The organism is Pseudomonas carassii (genome assembly GCF_036324045.1).
Classification (GTDB): Bacteria; Pseudomonadota; Gammaproteobacteria; order Pseudomonadales; family Pseudomonadaceae; genus Aquipseudomonas; species Aquipseudomonas peradeniyensis.
Map to the genome: position 1 here is coordinate 108,468 of NZ_JAZDCT010000011.1, position 16,284 is coordinate 124,751.

Annotated in this window: 14 protein-coding genes; 1 reads left to right on the forward strand and 13 read right to left on the reverse strand. The window is 61.8% G+C overall.

The features are described 5' to 3' along the window. Window positions 1-13: 13 nt before the first annotated feature. The 9 genes from sucD to sdhC all read right to left on the reverse strand — a co-directional run bounded on the left by sucD (window position 14) and on the right by sdhC (window position 11,361). A complete protein-coding gene (gene sucD / locus V0R62_RS10770) occupies window positions 14-898 on the reverse strand; it encodes a succinate--CoA ligase subunit alpha (RefSeq protein WP_004376004.1) in 885 nt (294 codons plus the stop codon). Next, window positions 898-2,064 (reverse strand): ADP-forming succinate--CoA ligase subunit beta, encoded by a 1,167-nt coding sequence (gene sucC / locus V0R62_RS10775; RefSeq protein WP_003254205.1) that lies wholly within the window; start codon window positions 2,062-2,064, stop codon window positions 898-900. Before sucC ends, sucD begins: the two co-directional genes overlap by 1 nt. Window positions 2,065-2,236: 172 nt before the next feature. Then, on the reverse strand, window positions 2,237-3,673 hold the full coding sequence (gene lpdA, locus V0R62_RS10780) for a dihydrolipoyl dehydrogenase (protein ID WP_330103718.1): 1,437 nt from the start codon (window positions 3,671-3,673) through the stop codon (window positions 2,237-2,239). A 92-nt stretch (window positions 3,674-3,765) separates the two neighbouring features. Further along, a complete protein-coding gene (odhB, locus tag V0R62_RS10785) occupies window positions 3,766-5,001 on the reverse strand; it encodes a 2-oxoglutarate dehydrogenase complex dihydrolipoyllysine-residue succinyltransferase (protein WP_330103719.1) in 1,236 nt (411 codons plus the stop codon). A 42-nt stretch (window positions 5,002-5,043) separates the two neighbouring features. Continuing rightward, window positions 5,044-7,875, reverse strand: a complete 2,832-nt coding sequence (locus V0R62_RS10790; protein WP_330103720.1) for a 2-oxoglutarate dehydrogenase E1 component — start codon at window positions 7,873-7,875, stop codon at window positions 5,044-5,046. A gap of 245 nt (window positions 7,876-8,120) precedes the next feature. After that, on the reverse strand, window positions 8,121-8,825 hold the full coding sequence (locus V0R62_RS10795; RefSeq protein ID WP_028690457.1) for a succinate dehydrogenase iron-sulfur subunit: 705 nt from the start codon (window positions 8,823-8,825) through the stop codon (window positions 8,121-8,123). 11 nt (window positions 8,826-8,836) lie between these two features. Continuing rightward, window positions 8,837-10,609, reverse strand: coding sequence for a succinate dehydrogenase flavoprotein subunit (gene sdhA, locus V0R62_RS10800; protein ID WP_028690456.1), 1,773 nt, complete (start codon window positions 10,607-10,609; stop codon window positions 8,837-8,839). A 3-nt stretch (window positions 10,610-10,612) separates the two neighbouring features. Next, on the reverse strand, window positions 10,613-10,981 hold the full coding sequence (sdhD, locus tag V0R62_RS10805) for a succinate dehydrogenase, hydrophobic membrane anchor protein (RefSeq protein WP_028690455.1): 369 nt from the start codon (window positions 10,979-10,981) through the stop codon (window positions 10,613-10,615). Beyond that, complete coding sequence (gene sdhC / locus V0R62_RS10810) at window positions 10,975-11,361, reverse strand: succinate dehydrogenase, cytochrome b556 subunit (RefSeq protein ID WP_088852917.1); 387 nt, start codon at window positions 11,359-11,361, stop codon at window positions 10,975-10,977. The genes sdhD and sdhC overlap by 7 nt, the downstream gene beginning before the upstream one ends. Before the next feature lie 352 nt (window positions 11,362-11,713). Here sdhC and gltA point away from each other — a divergent pair, with 352 nt between their 5' ends. Beyond that, window positions 11,714-13,003, forward strand: a complete 1,290-nt coding sequence (gene gltA / locus V0R62_RS10815) for a citrate synthase (RefSeq protein WP_280081133.1) — start codon at window positions 11,714-11,716, stop codon at window positions 13,001-13,003. A gap of 206 nt (window positions 13,004-13,209) precedes the next feature. Here gltA and V0R62_RS10820 read toward each other — a convergent pair whose 3' ends face one another. The 4 genes from V0R62_RS10820 to V0R62_RS10835 form a co-directional block, all read right to left on the reverse strand. Further along, a complete protein-coding gene (locus V0R62_RS10820; RefSeq protein WP_232856385.1) occupies window positions 13,210-13,815 on the reverse strand; it encodes an START domain-containing protein in 606 nt (201 codons plus the stop codon). 33 nt (window positions 13,816-13,848) lie between these two features. Beyond that, the gene (locus tag V0R62_RS10825) at window positions 13,849-14,103 is read right to left on the reverse strand and encodes a YkgJ family cysteine cluster protein (RefSeq protein WP_023628900.1); all 255 of its coding nucleotides are present in this window, start codon (window positions 14,101-14,103) and stop codon (window positions 13,849-13,851) included. A gap of 107 nt (window positions 14,104-14,210) precedes the next feature. After that, the gene (locus V0R62_RS10830; RefSeq protein ID WP_330103721.1) at window positions 14,211-14,669 is read right to left on the reverse strand and encodes a hypothetical protein; all 459 of its coding nucleotides are present in this window, start codon (window positions 14,667-14,669) and stop codon (window positions 14,211-14,213) included. Window positions 14,670-14,731: 62 nt separating this feature from the next. Next, complete coding sequence (locus tag V0R62_RS10835; protein WP_330103722.1) at window positions 14,732-16,174, reverse strand: aminotransferase-like domain-containing protein; 1,443 nt, start codon at window positions 16,172-16,174, stop codon at window positions 14,732-14,734. Between the last annotated feature and the right edge of the window lie 110 nt (window positions 16,175-16,284).

Consider the following 16,284-nt stretch of genomic DNA (forward strand, 5'->3'; position numbering starts at 1 on the left):
TACTACGTGCTACTTACTTCTTGACTTCCCAGCCAGTCAGCTCGGCCAGGGCCTTGCCGATGTCAGCCAGGGAACGCACGGTTTTCACACCAGCGTCCTGCAGGGCGGCGAACTTCTCGTCCGCAGTACCCTTGCCACCGGAGATGATGGCGCCAGCGTGGCCCATGCGCTTGCCAGCAGGTGCGGTAACACCGGCGATGTAGGAAACGACAGGCTTGGTCACGTTGGCCTTGATGTAGGCCGCGGCTTCTTCTTCAGCGGAACCGCCGATCTCACCGATCATGACGATCGCTTCGGTCTTCGGATCTTCCTGGAACAGCTTCAGGATGTCGATGAAGTTGGAGCCCGGGATCGGGTCACCGCCGATGCCGACGCAGGTCGACTGGCCGAAGCCGGCGTCGGTGGTCTGCTTCACAGCTTCGTAGGTCAGGGTGCCGGAACGCGAAACGATACCGACCTTGCCTGGCAGGTGGATGTGACCCGGCATGATGCCGATCTTGCACTCGCCCGGAGTGATCACGCCTGGGCAGTTCGGGCCGATCAGGGTCACGCCCAGTTCGTCGCACTTGACCTTGGCGTCCAGCATGTCGAGGGTAGGAATACCCTCGGTGATGCAGACGATCAGCTTGATGCCACCGAAGGCGGCTTCCAGAATCGAGTCCTTGCAGAAAGGAGCCGGTACGTAGATGACCGACGCGTCAGCGCCGGTGGCTTCCACGGCTTCTTTCACGGTGTTGAACACCGGCAGGCCCAGGTGGGTGGTGCCACCCTTGCCCGGGGTGACGCCGCCGACCATCTTGGTGCCGTAGGCGATGGCTTGTTCGGAGTGGAAAGTACCCTGCGAGCCAGTGAAGCCCTGGCAGATGACTTTGGTGTCTTTATTGATCAGGACGCTCATTACTTGCCCTCCGCAGCTTTGACAACTTGTTGAGCAGCGTCGGTCAGGCTGGTTGCCGCAATGATGTTCAAACCGCTTTCTGCCAGTACTTTAGCGCCCAGTTCGGCGTTGTTGCCTTCGAGGCGAACGACAACCGGAACTTTAACGCCGACTTCTTTCACAGCGCCGATGATGCCTTCGGCAATCATGTCGCAGCGAACGATGCCGCCGAAGATGTTGACCAGAACGGCCGCGACATTGCTGTCGGACAGAATGATCTTGAACGCTTCGGTAACGCGCTCTTTGGTAGCGCCGCCGCCCACGTCGAGGAAGTTGGCTGGCTTGCCGCCGTGCAGGTTGACGATGTCCATGGTACCCATGGCCAGGCCAGCACCGTTGACCATGCAGCCGATGTTGCCTTCGAGGGCAACGTAGTTCAGTTCGAACTTGGCGGCGTGGGCTTCACGGGCGTCGTCCTGCGACGGGTCGTGGAAGGTCTTCAGCTTCGGCTGACGGTACATGGCGTTGGCGTCGATGTTGATCTTGGCATCGAGGCAGTGCAGATCGCCGTCGGCCTTGATCACCAGCGGGTTCACTTCCAGCAGGGCCAGATCGTGATCCTTGAACAGCTTGGCCAGGCCTACGAAGATCTTGGCGAACTGTTGCACTTGCTTGCCTTCCAGACCCAGCTGGAACGCCAGTTCACGACCCTGGAACGGCTGAGCGCCGACCAGCGGATCGATGGTGGCCTTGAGGATCTTCTCAGGAGTTTCGTGAGCGACTTTCTCGATGTCCACGCCACCTTCGGTGGAGGCCATGAACACGATGCGACGGCTCGAACGATCGACTACAGCGCCCAGGTACAGCTCTTTGGCGATGTCAGTGCAGGATTCGACCAGGATCTTGGAAACTGGCTGACCGTTGGCGTCGGTCTGGTAGGTGACCAGGTTCTTGCCCAGCCACTGAGCAGCGAACGCCTTGGCGTCTTCCTTGCTGCGAACCAGCTTGACGCCGCCCGCCTTGCCGCGACCACCGGCGTGGACCTGGGCTTTGACGACCCACTCGTTCCCGCCGATCTTGTCGCAGGCTTCTGCAGCTTGCTCAGGGGTATCGACAGCGAAACCCTTGGAAACTGGCAGGCCGTACTCAGCGAACAGCTGCTTACCCTGATACTCGTGAAGATTCATGCTTTTTACCGTCTTCGTTAGGTACTGCGCTTCGGCGCTGCGCCATTACTGGCGCCGCACCACCTGTGACCGTTGACCCCGGGTTTTCCCGTGTGATCCGGTCCGGCGGACGTTCCGCGGTGAGTCTTGCACGCAAGACCCACGACGGGCAGCCCGCCGTGGTTTCTTATAATTAACGCTTCTTACGGTTGGCGACGTGAATGGCACCGCCATTCACCGCCAGCGCTGCTTCATGCAACGCTTCGGACAGGGTCGGATGGCTGAAGACCATCATGCCCAGGTCCTCGGCACTGGTGCCGAATTCCATTGCGATCGCGCCCTGCTGCACCAGCTCGGCAGCCGATGGGCCGATCACGTGAACGCCCAGTACGCGGTCGGTCTTGGCATCAGCGATGACCTTGACGAAACCACCGGTGTCGTTGGCCGCCATCGCACGGCCGCTGGCCGCGAACGGGAAGGTGCCCACGTTAACCTCAACGCCTTCGGCTTTCAACGCCTGTTCGGTCTTGCCGACCCACGCGATTTCCGGGTGGGTGTAGATGACCGACGGGATCAGGTCGTAGTTCATCTGGGCTTTGTGGCCCTTGATGCGCTCGACGACCATGATGCCCTCTTCCGAGGCCTTGTGCGCCAGCATCATGCCGCGTACCACGTCACCGATGGCGTAGACGCCCGGAACGCTGGTGGCGCAGTGATCGTCGACGAAGATGTAGCCACGCTCGTCGATGGTCACGCCGCTGTCGGCAGCCAGCAGATCGGTGGTCACCGGACGACGGCCGACCGCAACGATCAGCTTGTCGAAGGTGATCTTCTGCTCGCCTTCGGCGTTGGTGTAGGTGACTTCGACTTCGTTGCCGTTGACTTTCGAGCCAGTGACGCGAGCGCCCAGCTTGATGTCCAGGCCTTGCTTGGTCAGGGTCTTCTGGGCTTCTTTCGACACGGCGGTGTCGGCAGCCATCAGGAAGGTGTCCAGGGCTTCCAGGACGGTGACTTCGGCACCCAGGCGGGCCCATACCGAGCCCAGCTCCAGGCCGATGACGCCGGCACCGATGACGCCCAGGCGCTTCGGTACGGTCTGGAATTCCAGGGCGCCGGTGGAGTCGACGATGACGTTCTGGTCGACCGGGGCCGGCGGAATGTCGATCGGGCGCGAACCCGAAGCCAGAATCACGTTCTCGGCTTCGATGACTTCGGTGGTGCCGTCAGCCTTGGTGACTTCGACTTTCTTGCCGGCCAGCAACTTGCCGTGGCCCTGGATCGAAGTGACGCCGTTGGCCTTGAACAGGGTGGCGACGCCACCGGTCAGGTTCTTGACGATGCCGGCCTTGCGGCCAACCATCGCGGCCACGTCCATCTTCACTTCGCCAGTGGAGATGCCGTGCACGTTGAAGCTCTCTTTGGCTTCCTTGTACTTCCAGGAGCTGTCCAGCAGCGCCTTGGACGGAATGCAACCCACGTTCAGGCAGGTGCCGCCCAGGGCCAGCTTGCCCTCGGCGTCGGTGTATTTCTCGATACAGGCAGTCTTCAGACCGAGTTGGGCAGCCTTGATGGCGGCAACATAGCCGCCAGGACCTGCACCAATCACCACTACGTCGAATTTCTGGGTCATAAAAGATTCCTTATCAGCTACAAGCTACAGGCCGCGTACCGCACGGCCCCGCCTCTTGCGAAGAGCGGGGCCGGCGGCGCGCAGCTAGTTGATTAGATGTCCAGCAGCAGGCGAGACGGATCTTCCAGCAGGTTCTTGATGGTCACCAGGAAGGTTACCGCTTCCTTGCCGTCGATCAGGCGGTGGTCATAGGACAGCGCCAGGTACATCATCGGGCGGATCACCACTTGGCCATTGATGGCCATCGGGCGCTGGATGATGTTGTGCATACCCAGGATCGCGGCCTGCGGCGGGTTGACGATCGGGGTCGACATCATCGAGCCGAAGGTACCACCGTTGGTGATGGTGAAGGTACCGCCAGTCATCTCTTCGATCGACAGCTTGCCGTCACGGGCTTTCTTGCCGAAGGTGGCGATGCCGTTCTCGATCTCGGCCAGCGACATCGATTCGGCGTTGCGCAGCACCGGTACCACCAGGCCACGGTCGCTGGAGACGGCAACGCCGACGTCAGCGAAGCCGTGGTAGACGATGTCGTTGCCGTCGATCGAGGCGTTGACTGCCGGGAAGCGCTTCAGCGCCTCGGTGGCAGCCTTGACGAAGAACGACATGAAGCCCAGGCGCACGCCGTTGTGGGTCTTCTCGAACAGGTCCTTGTACTTCGAACGCAGGGCCATGACTTCGGTCATGTCGACTTCGTTGAAGGTGGTCAGCATTGCCATGTTCGACTGTGCTTCGACCAGACGCTCGGCGATCTTGGCGCGCAGGCGGGTCATCGGCACGCGCTTCTCGGTGCGGTCGCCAGCGGCGACGACGACCGGGGCAGCGGCAGCAGCGGCCGGCTTGGCAGCCGGTGCAGCGGCTGGGGCCGACTTCTTGTTGGCGACGGCGGCGACGACGTCTTCCTTGGTGATGCGACCGCCCTTGCCGGTGCCGGCAACGGTAGCCAGGTCGATGCCGTTCTCTTCAGCCAGCTTGCGCGCGGCTGGAGCGGCAACCGGGTCGTCTTCGCCAGCGTCGGCGGCAGCGGCGGCCGGAGCAGCAGCGGCAGGCGCGGCAGCCGGTGCGGCGGCGGCGGCGGCGGCGGCGGCGCCACCTTCAACGATCGAGCCCAGGACTTCGTCGGACAGGACGGTGTCGCCCTCGCCCTTGACGATGGCGCCCAGCACGCCGTCGGCGGTGGCCAGGACTTCCAGGACGACCTTGTCGGTCTCGATGTCGACGATCAGCTCGTCACGCTTGACGGCGTCGCCCGGCTGCTTGTGCCAGGTGGCAACGGTGCCATCGGCAACCGATTCCGGGAAGGTTGGGGCTTTGATCTCGATAGCCATTATCTGTGTTTCCTTAAATTCGGTTTCAGGTGCGCGAAGGCGTTAGACAGTGAAGGCGTCTTGCAGCAGTTTTTCCTGCTGTTCGGCGTGCTTCGATGCGTAACCACAAGCTGGCGCGGCGGAAGCGTCGCGACCGGCGTATTCCAGGACCAGCGCCTTGTTGTGGCGGCCCAGGATACGGCGCATGTGGTGCTGGCTGCTGTACCAGGCGCCCTGGTTCATCGGCTCTTCCTGACACCACACTGCGTGCTTGAGGTTGGTGTAAGGCGCGAGGATCTCGACCAGGTCGTCCTCAGGGAACGGATACAGCTGCTCGATACGCACGATGGCGATGTCTTCGCGGCCTTCGGCACGGCGTTTTTCCAGCAGGTCGTAGTAGACCTTGCCGCTGGCCAGCACCAGGCGCTCGACCTTGGCAGGATCCAGGGTGTCGATTTCCGGGATCACGGTCTGGAACGAGCCATCGGCCAGGTCTTCCAGGGTCGAGATGGCCAGCTTGTGGCGCAGCAGCGACTTCGGCGTCAGCACGACCAGCGGCTTGCGCAGCGGACGGATGACCTGGCGACGCAGCAGGTGGTAGATCTGTGCCGGGGTGGTCGGCACGCAGACCTGGATGTTGTGCTCGGCGCACAGCTGCAGGTAGCGCTCCAGACGCGCGGAGGAGTGCTCCGGACCCTGGCCTTCATAGCCGTGTGGCAGCAGCATGGTCAGACCGCACAGACGGCCCCACTTGTGCTCGCCGCTGGTAATGAACTGGTCGATCACCACTTGCGCGCCGTTGGCGAAGTCGCCGAACTGGGCCTCCCAGATCACCAGCGCGTTCGGCGTGGTGGTCGAGTAGCCGTATTCGAAGGCCAGTACCGCTTCTTCCGAGAGGAAGGAGTCGTACAGGTCGAAGCGCGGCTGGCCCGGGAACAGGTTCTTCAGCGGCACGTAGGTGCTGGCGTCCTTCTGGTTGTGCAGCACCGCGTGACGGTGCGAGAAGGTGCCACGGCCGATGTCCTGGCCGGTCATGCGGATCGGGTGACCTTCGAACTGCAGGGTGGCGTAGGCCATGGTCTCTGCATAACCCCAGTTGATCGGCAAGCCACCGGCCTGCATCTTCTGGCGATCTTCGTAGATCTTCGCGACCTGGCGCTGGACGACGAAACCTTCAGGCAGCTCGAGCAGCTTGGCCGACAGTTCCTGCAGGGTCTTGAGGTCGAAGCGGGTGTCGTGACGCGCGGTCCAGGCATGGCCCAGGTACGGACGCCAGTCGACGAACAGCTCGCGGTTCGGCTCCTTGACCAGGCTCTTGACCACGTGCAGGCCGTTGTCCAGGGCGTTGCGGTACTCGTCGATCTTGGCCTGGGCGCGCTCGGCGTCGATGCGACCGGCGCTGATCAGCTGCTCGGCGTACAGCTCACGGGTAGTGCGCTGCTTGCTGATCTGCTGGTACATCAAAGGCTGGGTGCCGTTCGGCTCGTCGGCCTCGTTGTGGCCGCGACGACGGTAGCAGACCAGGTCGATAACCACGTCACGCTTGAACTGCATGCGGTAGTCGATGGCCAGCTGGGTGACGAACATCACCGCTTCCGGATCGTCGCCGTTCACGTGCAGGATCGGCGCCTGGATCATCTTGGCAACGTCGGTGGCGTACTCGGTGGAGCGCGCATCCAGCGGGTTGCTGATGGTGAAACCGACCTGGTTGTTGATCACGATGTGCACGGTGCCGCCGGTCTTGAAACCGCGGGTCTGCGACATCTGGAAGGTTTCCATGACCACACCCTGGCCGGCGAACGCTGCGTCACCGTGGATGGAGATCGGCAGAACCTTGTCGCCAACGGTGTCGTTGCGGCGATCCTGGCGGGCGCGAACCGAACCTTCCACCACTGGCGAGACGATTTCCAGGTGGGAGGGGTTGAACGCCATGGCCAGGTGAACTTCGCCACCAGGGGTCATCACGTTGGAGGAGAAGCCCTGGTGATACTTCACGTCACCGGAGCCCAGCTCGTTCATCTTCTTGCCTTCGAACTCGTCGAACAGCTCGCGCGGGTTCTTGCCGAAGGTGTTGACGAGCACGTTCAGGCGGCCACGGTGGGCCATGCCGATCACGACTTCCTTGGTGCCGTAGGAACCGGAGCGCTGGATCATTTCGTCCAGCATCGGGATCAGGCTTTCGCCACCCTCGAGGCCGAAGCGCTTGGTGCCCGGGTACTTGGTGCCCAGGTACTTCTCCAGGCCCTCACCGGCCGTGACGCGCTCGAGCAGGTGAGCCTGCACGTCGGCGGAGAATTCCGGACGGCCACGCACGCTTTCCAGGCGCTGCTGGAACCAGCTGCGCTGCTCGGAATCGACGATGTGGGTGAATTCGGCACCAATGGTGCGACAATATGTCTTCTCGAGCGCCTCGAAGATTTCGCGTAGGCTCGCTTCCTCTTTGCCGATGAACAGGTCGCCGGCACGGAAGGTCGTATCAAGATCGGCATTGGTCAAGCCGTAGTGATTGATCGACAGGTCTACGGGCGCAGGACGCTGCCACAACCCCAACGGGTCGAGCTTGGCAGCCTGATGGCCGCGCATACGATAGGCCTGGATCAGTCGCAGCACTTCAACCTGCTTCTTCTCGTGTTCACTGCTCACGCTCCCGGCGGATACCGGTTGGGCGCGGCGCTGGTTCTTTGCCAGCAGTACGAAATGGTCGCGGATCGTCGAGTGCGATACATCGGTAGCGGTGCTGCCGTCGGCGGGCAACTTCTGGAAGTAAGTGCGCCACTCTTCTGGCACAGCGTTAGGGTCGTGCAGGTAGAGCTCATAAAGCTCTTCCACATATGCAGCGTTACCACCTGAAAGGTGGGCGCTATCCCACATGCGCTGCATCACGCTTTCTTGCATGCTTGGTCACCCTCGGTTAGGGGACTGATCGGCGAGAGCCACAGCAAACCTGGAAAAGTCCGAACACAGCGACTGAACCACGCCACCTGGATCCTGCTGATTTTCCGGGTACCAGCCCGGAAGCCCCTGCTGGTCTCATATCTTCATAGGTAATGAGCGCGGGCTTTTTGAGCCCTTGCTCGGGTTTTACCTCAGTGCGGGCTCACCACCCGCACCTCGGCTTACTGCAGGTACAACGCTTTGAATCAGGTGCCGCTTTGCAGCAGCATGTTACGTACGTGGCCGATTGCCTTGGTCGGATTCAGACCTTTCGGGCAAACGTTCACGCAGTTCATGATCCCGCGGCAGCGGAACACGCTGAACGGGTCATCCAGGGACGCCAGGCGCTCCTGAGTCTTGGTGTCGCGGCTGTCGGCCAGGAAACGGTAGGCCTGCAGCAGTGCGGCAGGGCCTAGGAACTTGTCCGGGTTCCACCAGAACGACGGGCAGGAGGTCGAGCAGCAGGCGCACAGGATGCACTCGTACAGACCGTCCAGCTTGTCGCGATCTTCCGGCGACTGCAGACGCTCGATGGCCGGGGCCGGCGTGTCGTTCTGCAGGAACGGCTTCACCTTCTCGTACTGCTTGTAGAAGATGCTCATATCGACGACCAGGTCACGGATAACCGGCAGGCCTGGCAGCGGACGCAGGACCAACTTGTTACCTTTTACGACAGCGGACAGCGGCGTGATGCACGCCAGGCCGTTCTTGCCGTTGATGTTCATGCCGTCGGAACCGCACACGCCTTCACGGCAGGAGCGACGGTACGAGAAGCCCTCGTCCTGCTCCTTGATAAGCGCCAGGACGTCCAGGACCATCAGATCCTTGCCGCCGGTGTCGACCTGGAAGGTCTGCATCTTCGGCGCCGAATCGGTGTCCGGGTTGTAACGATAAACTTCGACTTGCAACATAGCGGCCACCCTTAGTAAGTCCGGACTTTCGGTTCGAAGGCAGGAACTGTCTTCGGCGCAAAGTTGACGCCACGCTTGGCGACGCGCTTCTCACCCGGGTAGTACAGGGTGTGGCACAGCCAGTTTTCGTCGTCACGGTCTTCGAAGTCTTCACGGGCGTGCGCGCCGCGGGACTCTTTACGGGCTTCAGCGGCAATGGCGGTCGCTTCGGCGACTTCCAGCAGGTTCTGCAGCTCCAGCGCTTCGATACGCGCAGTGTTGAAGGCCTGGGACTTGTCGTTGATCTTGACGTTGGCGATGCGGTCACGCAGGCCAGCCAGCTGCTCGATACCCTTCTGCATGTATTCGCCGGTACGGAATACACCGAAGTAGTTCTGCATGCAGCTCTGCAGCTCGCGCTTGAGGCTGGCGACGTCTTCGCCGGTGGTGCGCTCGTTGAGCTTGCTCAGGCGGTTCAGGGCAACGTCGATGTCGGTGTCGCTGGCATCGCGGTACTCGACGCCGTCGCTCAGCGCCTTCTCCAGGTGCAGGCCGGCGGCGCGACCGAAGACCACCAGGTCGAGCAGCGAGTTGCCGCCCAGGCGGTTGGCGCCGTGAACCGATACGCACGCCACTTCACCCACGGCGAACAGACCAGGAATGATGTGGTCGTTGCCTTCGGCGTCCATGGTGATTGCCTGGCCATGAATGTTGGTGGCAACGCCGCCCATCATGTAATGGCAGGTCGGGATGACCGGCACTGGCGCGACCACTGGATCGACGTGGGCGAAGGTCTTGGACAGTTCGCAGATACCTGGCAGGCGGCTGTGCAGCACTTCCTCGCCCAGGTGGTCCAGCTTCAGCAGTACGTGGTCCTTGTTCGGGCCCACGCCGTTGCCGGCGATGATCTCTTTGACCATGGAACGGGCAACCACGTCGCGACCAGCCAGGTCCTTCGCGTTCGGCGCGTAACGCTCCATGAAGCGCTCGCCGTGGGCGTTGATCAGGTAACCACCCTCACCGCGGCAACCCTCGGTGACCAGTACACCGGCGCCGGCGATGCCGGTCGGGTGGAACTGCCACATCTCGATGTCCTGCACCGGCACGCCGGCACGCAGGGCCATGCCGACACCGTCACCGGTGTTGATCAGGGCGTTGGTGGTGGAGGCGTAGATACGACCGGCACCGCCAGTTGCCAGAACGGTGGCCTTGGACTTGATGTACATGGTTTCGCCGGTTTCGATGCAGATCGCGATCACACCGACGAAAGCGCCGTCCTGGTTCTTCACCAGATCGACAGCGTAGTACTCGTTGAGGAAGGTGGTGCCTGCTTTCAGGTTGCCCTGGTACAGGGTGTGCAGCAGCGCGTGACCGGTACGGTCGGAAGCGGCGCAGGTACGGGCGGCCTGGCCACCTTTACCGAAGTCCTTGGACTGGCCACCGAACGGGCGCTGGTAGATGCGGCCAGTCTCGGTACGCGAGAACGGCAGGCCCATGTGGTCCAGCTCGAAGACCGCGGCCGGACCTTCCTGACACATGTATTCGATCGCGTCCTGGTCACCGATGTAGTCGGAACCCTTGACGGTGTCGTACATGTGCCAGCGCCAGTCGTCGTTCGGGTCGGCCGAAGCGATGGCGCAGGTGATGCCGCCCTGGGCGGATACGGTGTGCGAACGGGTCGGGAACACCTTGGTGACTACGGCGGTCTTGTGGCCGCCTTGAGCCAGCTGCAGCGCTGCACGCATGCCAGCGCCGCCGCCACCGATAATGATGGCGTCGAAGGAAATCGTAGGAATGTTAGCCATGAATCAGATACCCCAGAGAATCTGCACACCCCAGACGAAGTAAGCGAACATCGCTACACCGCATACCGCCTGGAACAGGAAACGAATCGCAGTCGCCGACTTGCCGAAGGACATCGGCGTCAGGTAGTCGGTGGCAATGGTCCACATGCCGACCCAGGCGTGAGCGCCCAGGGCAACGAGGGCCAGCAGACTGAAGATGCGCATCGCGTTGTTGGAGAACAGAGCGTGCCACTGGGCGTAGTCGATACCCGGGTGGGCGGCGAGGTAGCCAATCAGGAAGATGAAGTAAGCCGCGAGAACGACCGCCGAGACGCGCTGCGCCATCCAGTCGTAGAGGCCCGAACGCGACAGGTTCGTGACGTTAGTTACCATACCCAAACTCCTGCCAGAACGATCAGCACCACGGAGATGACGATCACGATTTTCGAGCCCAGCTTGCCGCCTTCCAGCGTCTCACCGATGCCCATGTCCATGATCAGGTGGCGCACACCTGCCACGAGGTGATACAGCAGGCCGGACAGCAGGCCCCAGGTCACCAGTTTGGCCAGCGGACTGGTCAGACACGCCTTCACCTCGGCAAAGCCTTCCTCGCCACCCAGCGACTTGCTCAATGCGTACAGCATGATGGCAAGGCCGAGGAACAGGATGACGCCGGAGATACGGTGAAGAATGGACGTGTACGCGGTGATCGGGAGTTTGATGGTCCTTAGGTCTAGGTTTACAGGTCGTTGGCTTTTCACGGCTTTTTTCACACTGAAGAGCCCCTAGCTAACAGGGCAAAGTTGTTGGTAAGTGTACTGGTCAGGTACCCACCACCCAGGAGAGCGACGACACCCAGCAGGGCGGGCTTGAAAGCCCCTGGGAGTCGGCTGCCGAGTATAGACAGTTAGGCTGCTTATGACAACGTGAGGGGCTCGCCCAAATAGCGCATTGCCTTTAGTGAACAAAAGGCGTAAACGGGCGAGAATTTCGTGAAAAACCAGGCTTCAGGGGGCGTTTCAACCAGCCTTTAGGCAAATTGACATTCGAATTTATCCCTCTATAGTGGTGCGGGCCCTGCGTGGGGGGTCTGTCTGATGATTTCAAGCATTAATAGGAGGCCACATGGCTGACAAAAAAGCGCAGTTGATCATCGAGGGCGCTGCCCCCGTCGAGCTGCCCATTTTAACCGGCACCGTTGGTCCCGATGTTATCGACGTCCGCGGGTTGGGGGCATCCGGCCACTTCACCTTCGACCCCGGTTTCATGGCGACCGCCTCGTGCGAGTCGAAGATCACCTACATCGACGGCGACAAGGGTGTCCTGCTGCACCGCGGCTACCCGATCGAACAGCTCGCCGAACAATCGGACTACCTCGAGACCTGCTACCTGCTGCTCAACGGCGAACTGCCGAATGCCGAGCAGAAGGCCCAGTTCGTCAGCACCGTGAAGAACCACACCATGGTTCACGAGCAGCTGAAATCGTTCTTCAACGGCTTCCGCCGCGACGCCCACCCAATGGCGGTGATGTGCGGCGTGGTCGGCGCCCTGTCGGCGTTCTATCACGACTCGCTGGACATCAATAACCCGCAACACCGCGAAATCTCCGCGGTGCGCCTGGTCGCCAAGATGCCGACCCTGGCCGCGATGGTCTACAAGTACTCCATGGGCCAGCCCATGATGTACCCGCGCAACGACCTGTCGTACGCGGAAAACTTCCTGCACATGATGTTCAACACCCCGTGCGAGATCAAACCGATCAGCCCGGTGCTGGCCAAGGCGATGGACCGGATCTTCATCCTCCACGCCGATCACGAGCAGAACGCCTCCACCTCCACAGTACGCCTGGCGGGCTCCTCGGGCGCCAACCCGTTCGCCTGTATCGCTGCCGGCATCGCTGCACTGTGGGGCCCAGCCCACGGCGGTGCGAACGAAGCCGTACTGACCATGCTCGATGAAATCGGCGATGTTTCGAACATCGACAAGTTCATCGCCAAGGCCAAGGACAAGAACGATCCGTTCAAACTCATGGGCTTCGGTCACCGCGTGTACAAGAACCGCGACCCGCGCGCCACCGTGATGAAGAAGACCTGCGACGAAGTCCTGGGCGAGCTGGGCATCAAAAACGATCCGCAGCTGGAACTGGCCATGCGCCTGGAAGAGATCGCCCTGACCGATCCATACTTCATCGAGCGCTCGCTGTACCCGAACGTCGACTTCTACTCGGGCATCATCCTCAAGGCCATCGGCATCCCGACCAGCATGTTCACCGTGATCTTCGCCCTGGCACGTACCGTGGGCTGGATCTCGCACTGGAAGGAAATGCTCTCCGGCCCGTACAAGATCGGCCGCCCGCGCCAGCTGTACACCGGTTACGAGCAGCGTGACATCGTTGACCTGAAAGACCGCAAGTAAGCCTTTTGGCTGAACGCAAAAAGGCTGCCTTCGGGCAGCCTTTTTTGTTCCGGCCTATATACCCTTCCCCTGTGTAGGAGCGGCCTTGTGCCGCGAAAGGGCTGCACAGCAGCCCCAGGATCTCGTGCCAGACTCAAAATCGCCGGGGCCGCTGCGCAGCCCTTTCGCGGCACAAGGCCGCTCCTACACAGAGGACACGCCAGCCTTTAGTTCTTCTCGGCGCGCTCTTTCAACCCCTTCAGGGTATTGAACGGCGCATCGACCACGAACTTGTTGGCCAGCCACGACGGCACGCTGCCGCCCGGCTCGGTGTGCACCTGGTAGGTCACCTCGGTGCTGTCACCCTTGGGCACCAGCTTCCAGAAGCCTTCCACCTGGGCGACACGCACAAAGCCCTTTTCCTCCGGCAGATACTTCGGCTCCTCCTGAAGCTTGCGCGTCAGGCTGCCATCAGCCTCCTGGACCGTGGTCACATGCAGGATCGAATCCCGCGGCGTCACCGGCCAGGGTGTATTGAACTGGGTGTAGGTCCAGCTCTGGTCACCTTCGCTCTTGAGCAGCTTCTGCGACTTGCACTCGTGGATCCAGGCACAAGCCCCCACCACGTCTTCCTGCAGCGCCTTGACCTTGGCCAACGGCGCCTTGATCACGGTCACGCCGCGATAGGCCTTGTACTTCGAGCCGGCCACCTCGCTGAGGGAAACCTTGATCCCCTCCTCGTCCTTGGCCACCTGCCAGTTCTCGGCCCAGGCCGTCGGTGCCAGCAGGACGCCCATGCCACACAGCAGTGCAATACCTTTGATCGATCTCATCATCTTGTTCCTTGTTGTCGAAGATCCAACCTGTCACGCCGCCGTCATCTGCTCCAGCCACCCGATGATACGGATGGCCTCGTCACGATCGTTGCCACAGATGTCCGCTTCCGCCTTGAAGCCGCCACACACCTGCGGCCGCTCGGGCTTGCCGAACAGCGCACAGAGGTTTTCGACATTCAGGTGCAGGCAGCGTTCGCCGGCCGGCTTGCCCTGCGGCATGCCAGGGATCGGCGAACTGATGGACGGGGCGATGCAGCAGGCACCACAGCCCTCGCGGCATTTCATGACAACAGGACTCCCAGGAGCAAAACGGGACGAACGTCCCTGGATACTAACCGCTCAAACATATGTTTGAAATTGCCGGACGGATGAAATCAGCCGTGACCCGGCAGTCAGTTGCGGAATTCGAATTCGATGGCCGCGCCTTCCACGTCCCGCCGACTGTCGTTGCGCAACTGCAGCTGCATTTCGTTGCTGATCAGTCGGCCGTTGAGCTGGAACGGGCTGCTGTCGGACTCGGGCTTGGTGGGAAACATCGAGGGCAGCAGCGGCTTGCGCACCACCGGCCCGTTGCCGAGATCCGGCTCGAGATGCTTGACCATGTCCTTCGGCAGGCTCAGGTCGATCTTCGGCTGAGGCAGCGGCTTGGCGACGGCCTTGCTGACAGGCTTGGCCTTCGGTTTGGGCTTGGCCTTGGTTACCGGCTTGGCAGGAGCCTTGGTAGACACCTTGTTCGCCGGCTTGTGCACGCCCTGCGTCTTGGCTGCGGGCTCGGCAGCCTGCACCGCACCGGCCGACAACCAGGGCAAGGCGAAACACAGGGCGATGACGAGAGGACGAAGCAGTTTCATGGGTACCAGGAGCGCAGGCTGTAAAACGCGTATGCTCCCTGTTCCCGACACGTCTGACAAGCCTACAACAGCACGCCGTTCGATTCCCGGCACAATTGCTGGGCCAAGAGCCCCAGCGTCATCACCGCACGCTCTGCCTCGCGGTTCCAGGGAATGCCGCAATTGAGTCGGATACAGTGGTTGAACTGCTCGGTATTGCTGAAGATCAAACCGGGGGCGATGCTGATACCCTGCTCCAGCGCCCGCACGTGCAATTCCTGGGTATTGACCCGCCCCGGCAGACTGACCCAGAGAATGAAGCCGCCGGTGGGCCGGGTCATCTGCGTGCCTTCCGGGAAGTGCTGCTGAACCGCCAGTTGGTAAGCGCTGAGGTTCTTGCGGTACTCCTGGCGAATGAAGCGCAGATGGCGGTCGTAACCACCATTCTCCAGGTAGGCGGCCACCGCCATCTGCGTGACGCTGCACGCCGAGTGAGTGGTGAAGGTCTGCAGGCGCTGGATCTCGTCCTGGTAGCGCCCGGCGATCATCCAGCCGACCCTTACCCCCGGCGACAGGGTCTTGGAGAAGCTCGAGCAGTAGATCACCCGGTCCAGCCGGTCGAACGCCTTGAGCGACTTGGTGCGCCCTTGCTCGAACATCAGCTCGCCGTAGATATCGTCCTCGACGATCTGGATGTCGAAATCCGAGGCTAGACGCAGCAACTGTTTCTGCCGCTCCTCGGGAATGGTGCCGCCCAGCGGGTTGCTCAATCGCGCCGTCAGCACCAGGGCCTTGATCGACCACTGGTTGGCGGCGAGCTGCAGGGCCTCCAGGCTGATGCCGGTGGAGGGATCGCTAGGGATCTCGATGACCTTGAGCCCGAGCAGGTCGGCCAGTTGCAACAGCCCGTAGTAGGTGGGCGACTCGGCGGCGATCAGGTCGCCCGGGCGAGTCAGGACCCGCAGCGCCATCTGCAGGGCGTCGACGCAACCATGGGTCACCACCACTTCGCGGGGATCGACCAGCACGCCGGCATCGCGCATGCGGATGGCAATCTGCCGACGCAGCGGCTCAAAGCCGGGGCTGAACATGTAGCTGAAGGCACGCGGGCTATGGAAGCGCGTCACCTTGGCCAGTTGCTGGTGCAGAGCGCGCACGGGCAGGTAGTCGACATGAGGGACTGCCGCACCGAAAGGAAAGACGCCATCGCGCCGCGCCTCGACCAGCACTTGCTGGATGATGCTTGCCCGGGTGACCAGCCCGGGGCGCTCGACCCGAGCGATATCCGGGGTCTGCGCCGTCAGTGCCGGGGTCTGGTGGACATAGTAGCCCGACTGCGGCCGGGCGCGGATCAGGCCCTGGTCCTCGAGATTGGCGTAGGCCTGCAGCACGGTGGCGTGGCTGACATTGAGCTGGGCGCTCATCTTGCGTACCGACGGTACCCGCTCACCCGGCTGGTAGACACCCCGACGGATATCATCAGCCAGTTGCTGGGCAATACGCTGGTACAGCAGCAGGTTGGTCATGGCATGTTCTCGAAGCGCGGACGGGATCGTTGTTCTTGTGCGACTCACTGCCGAAGCAGAATACCGTAACAGTTGCGAAGTGTACTGGGACAGATCGCAGGATAGTCAAC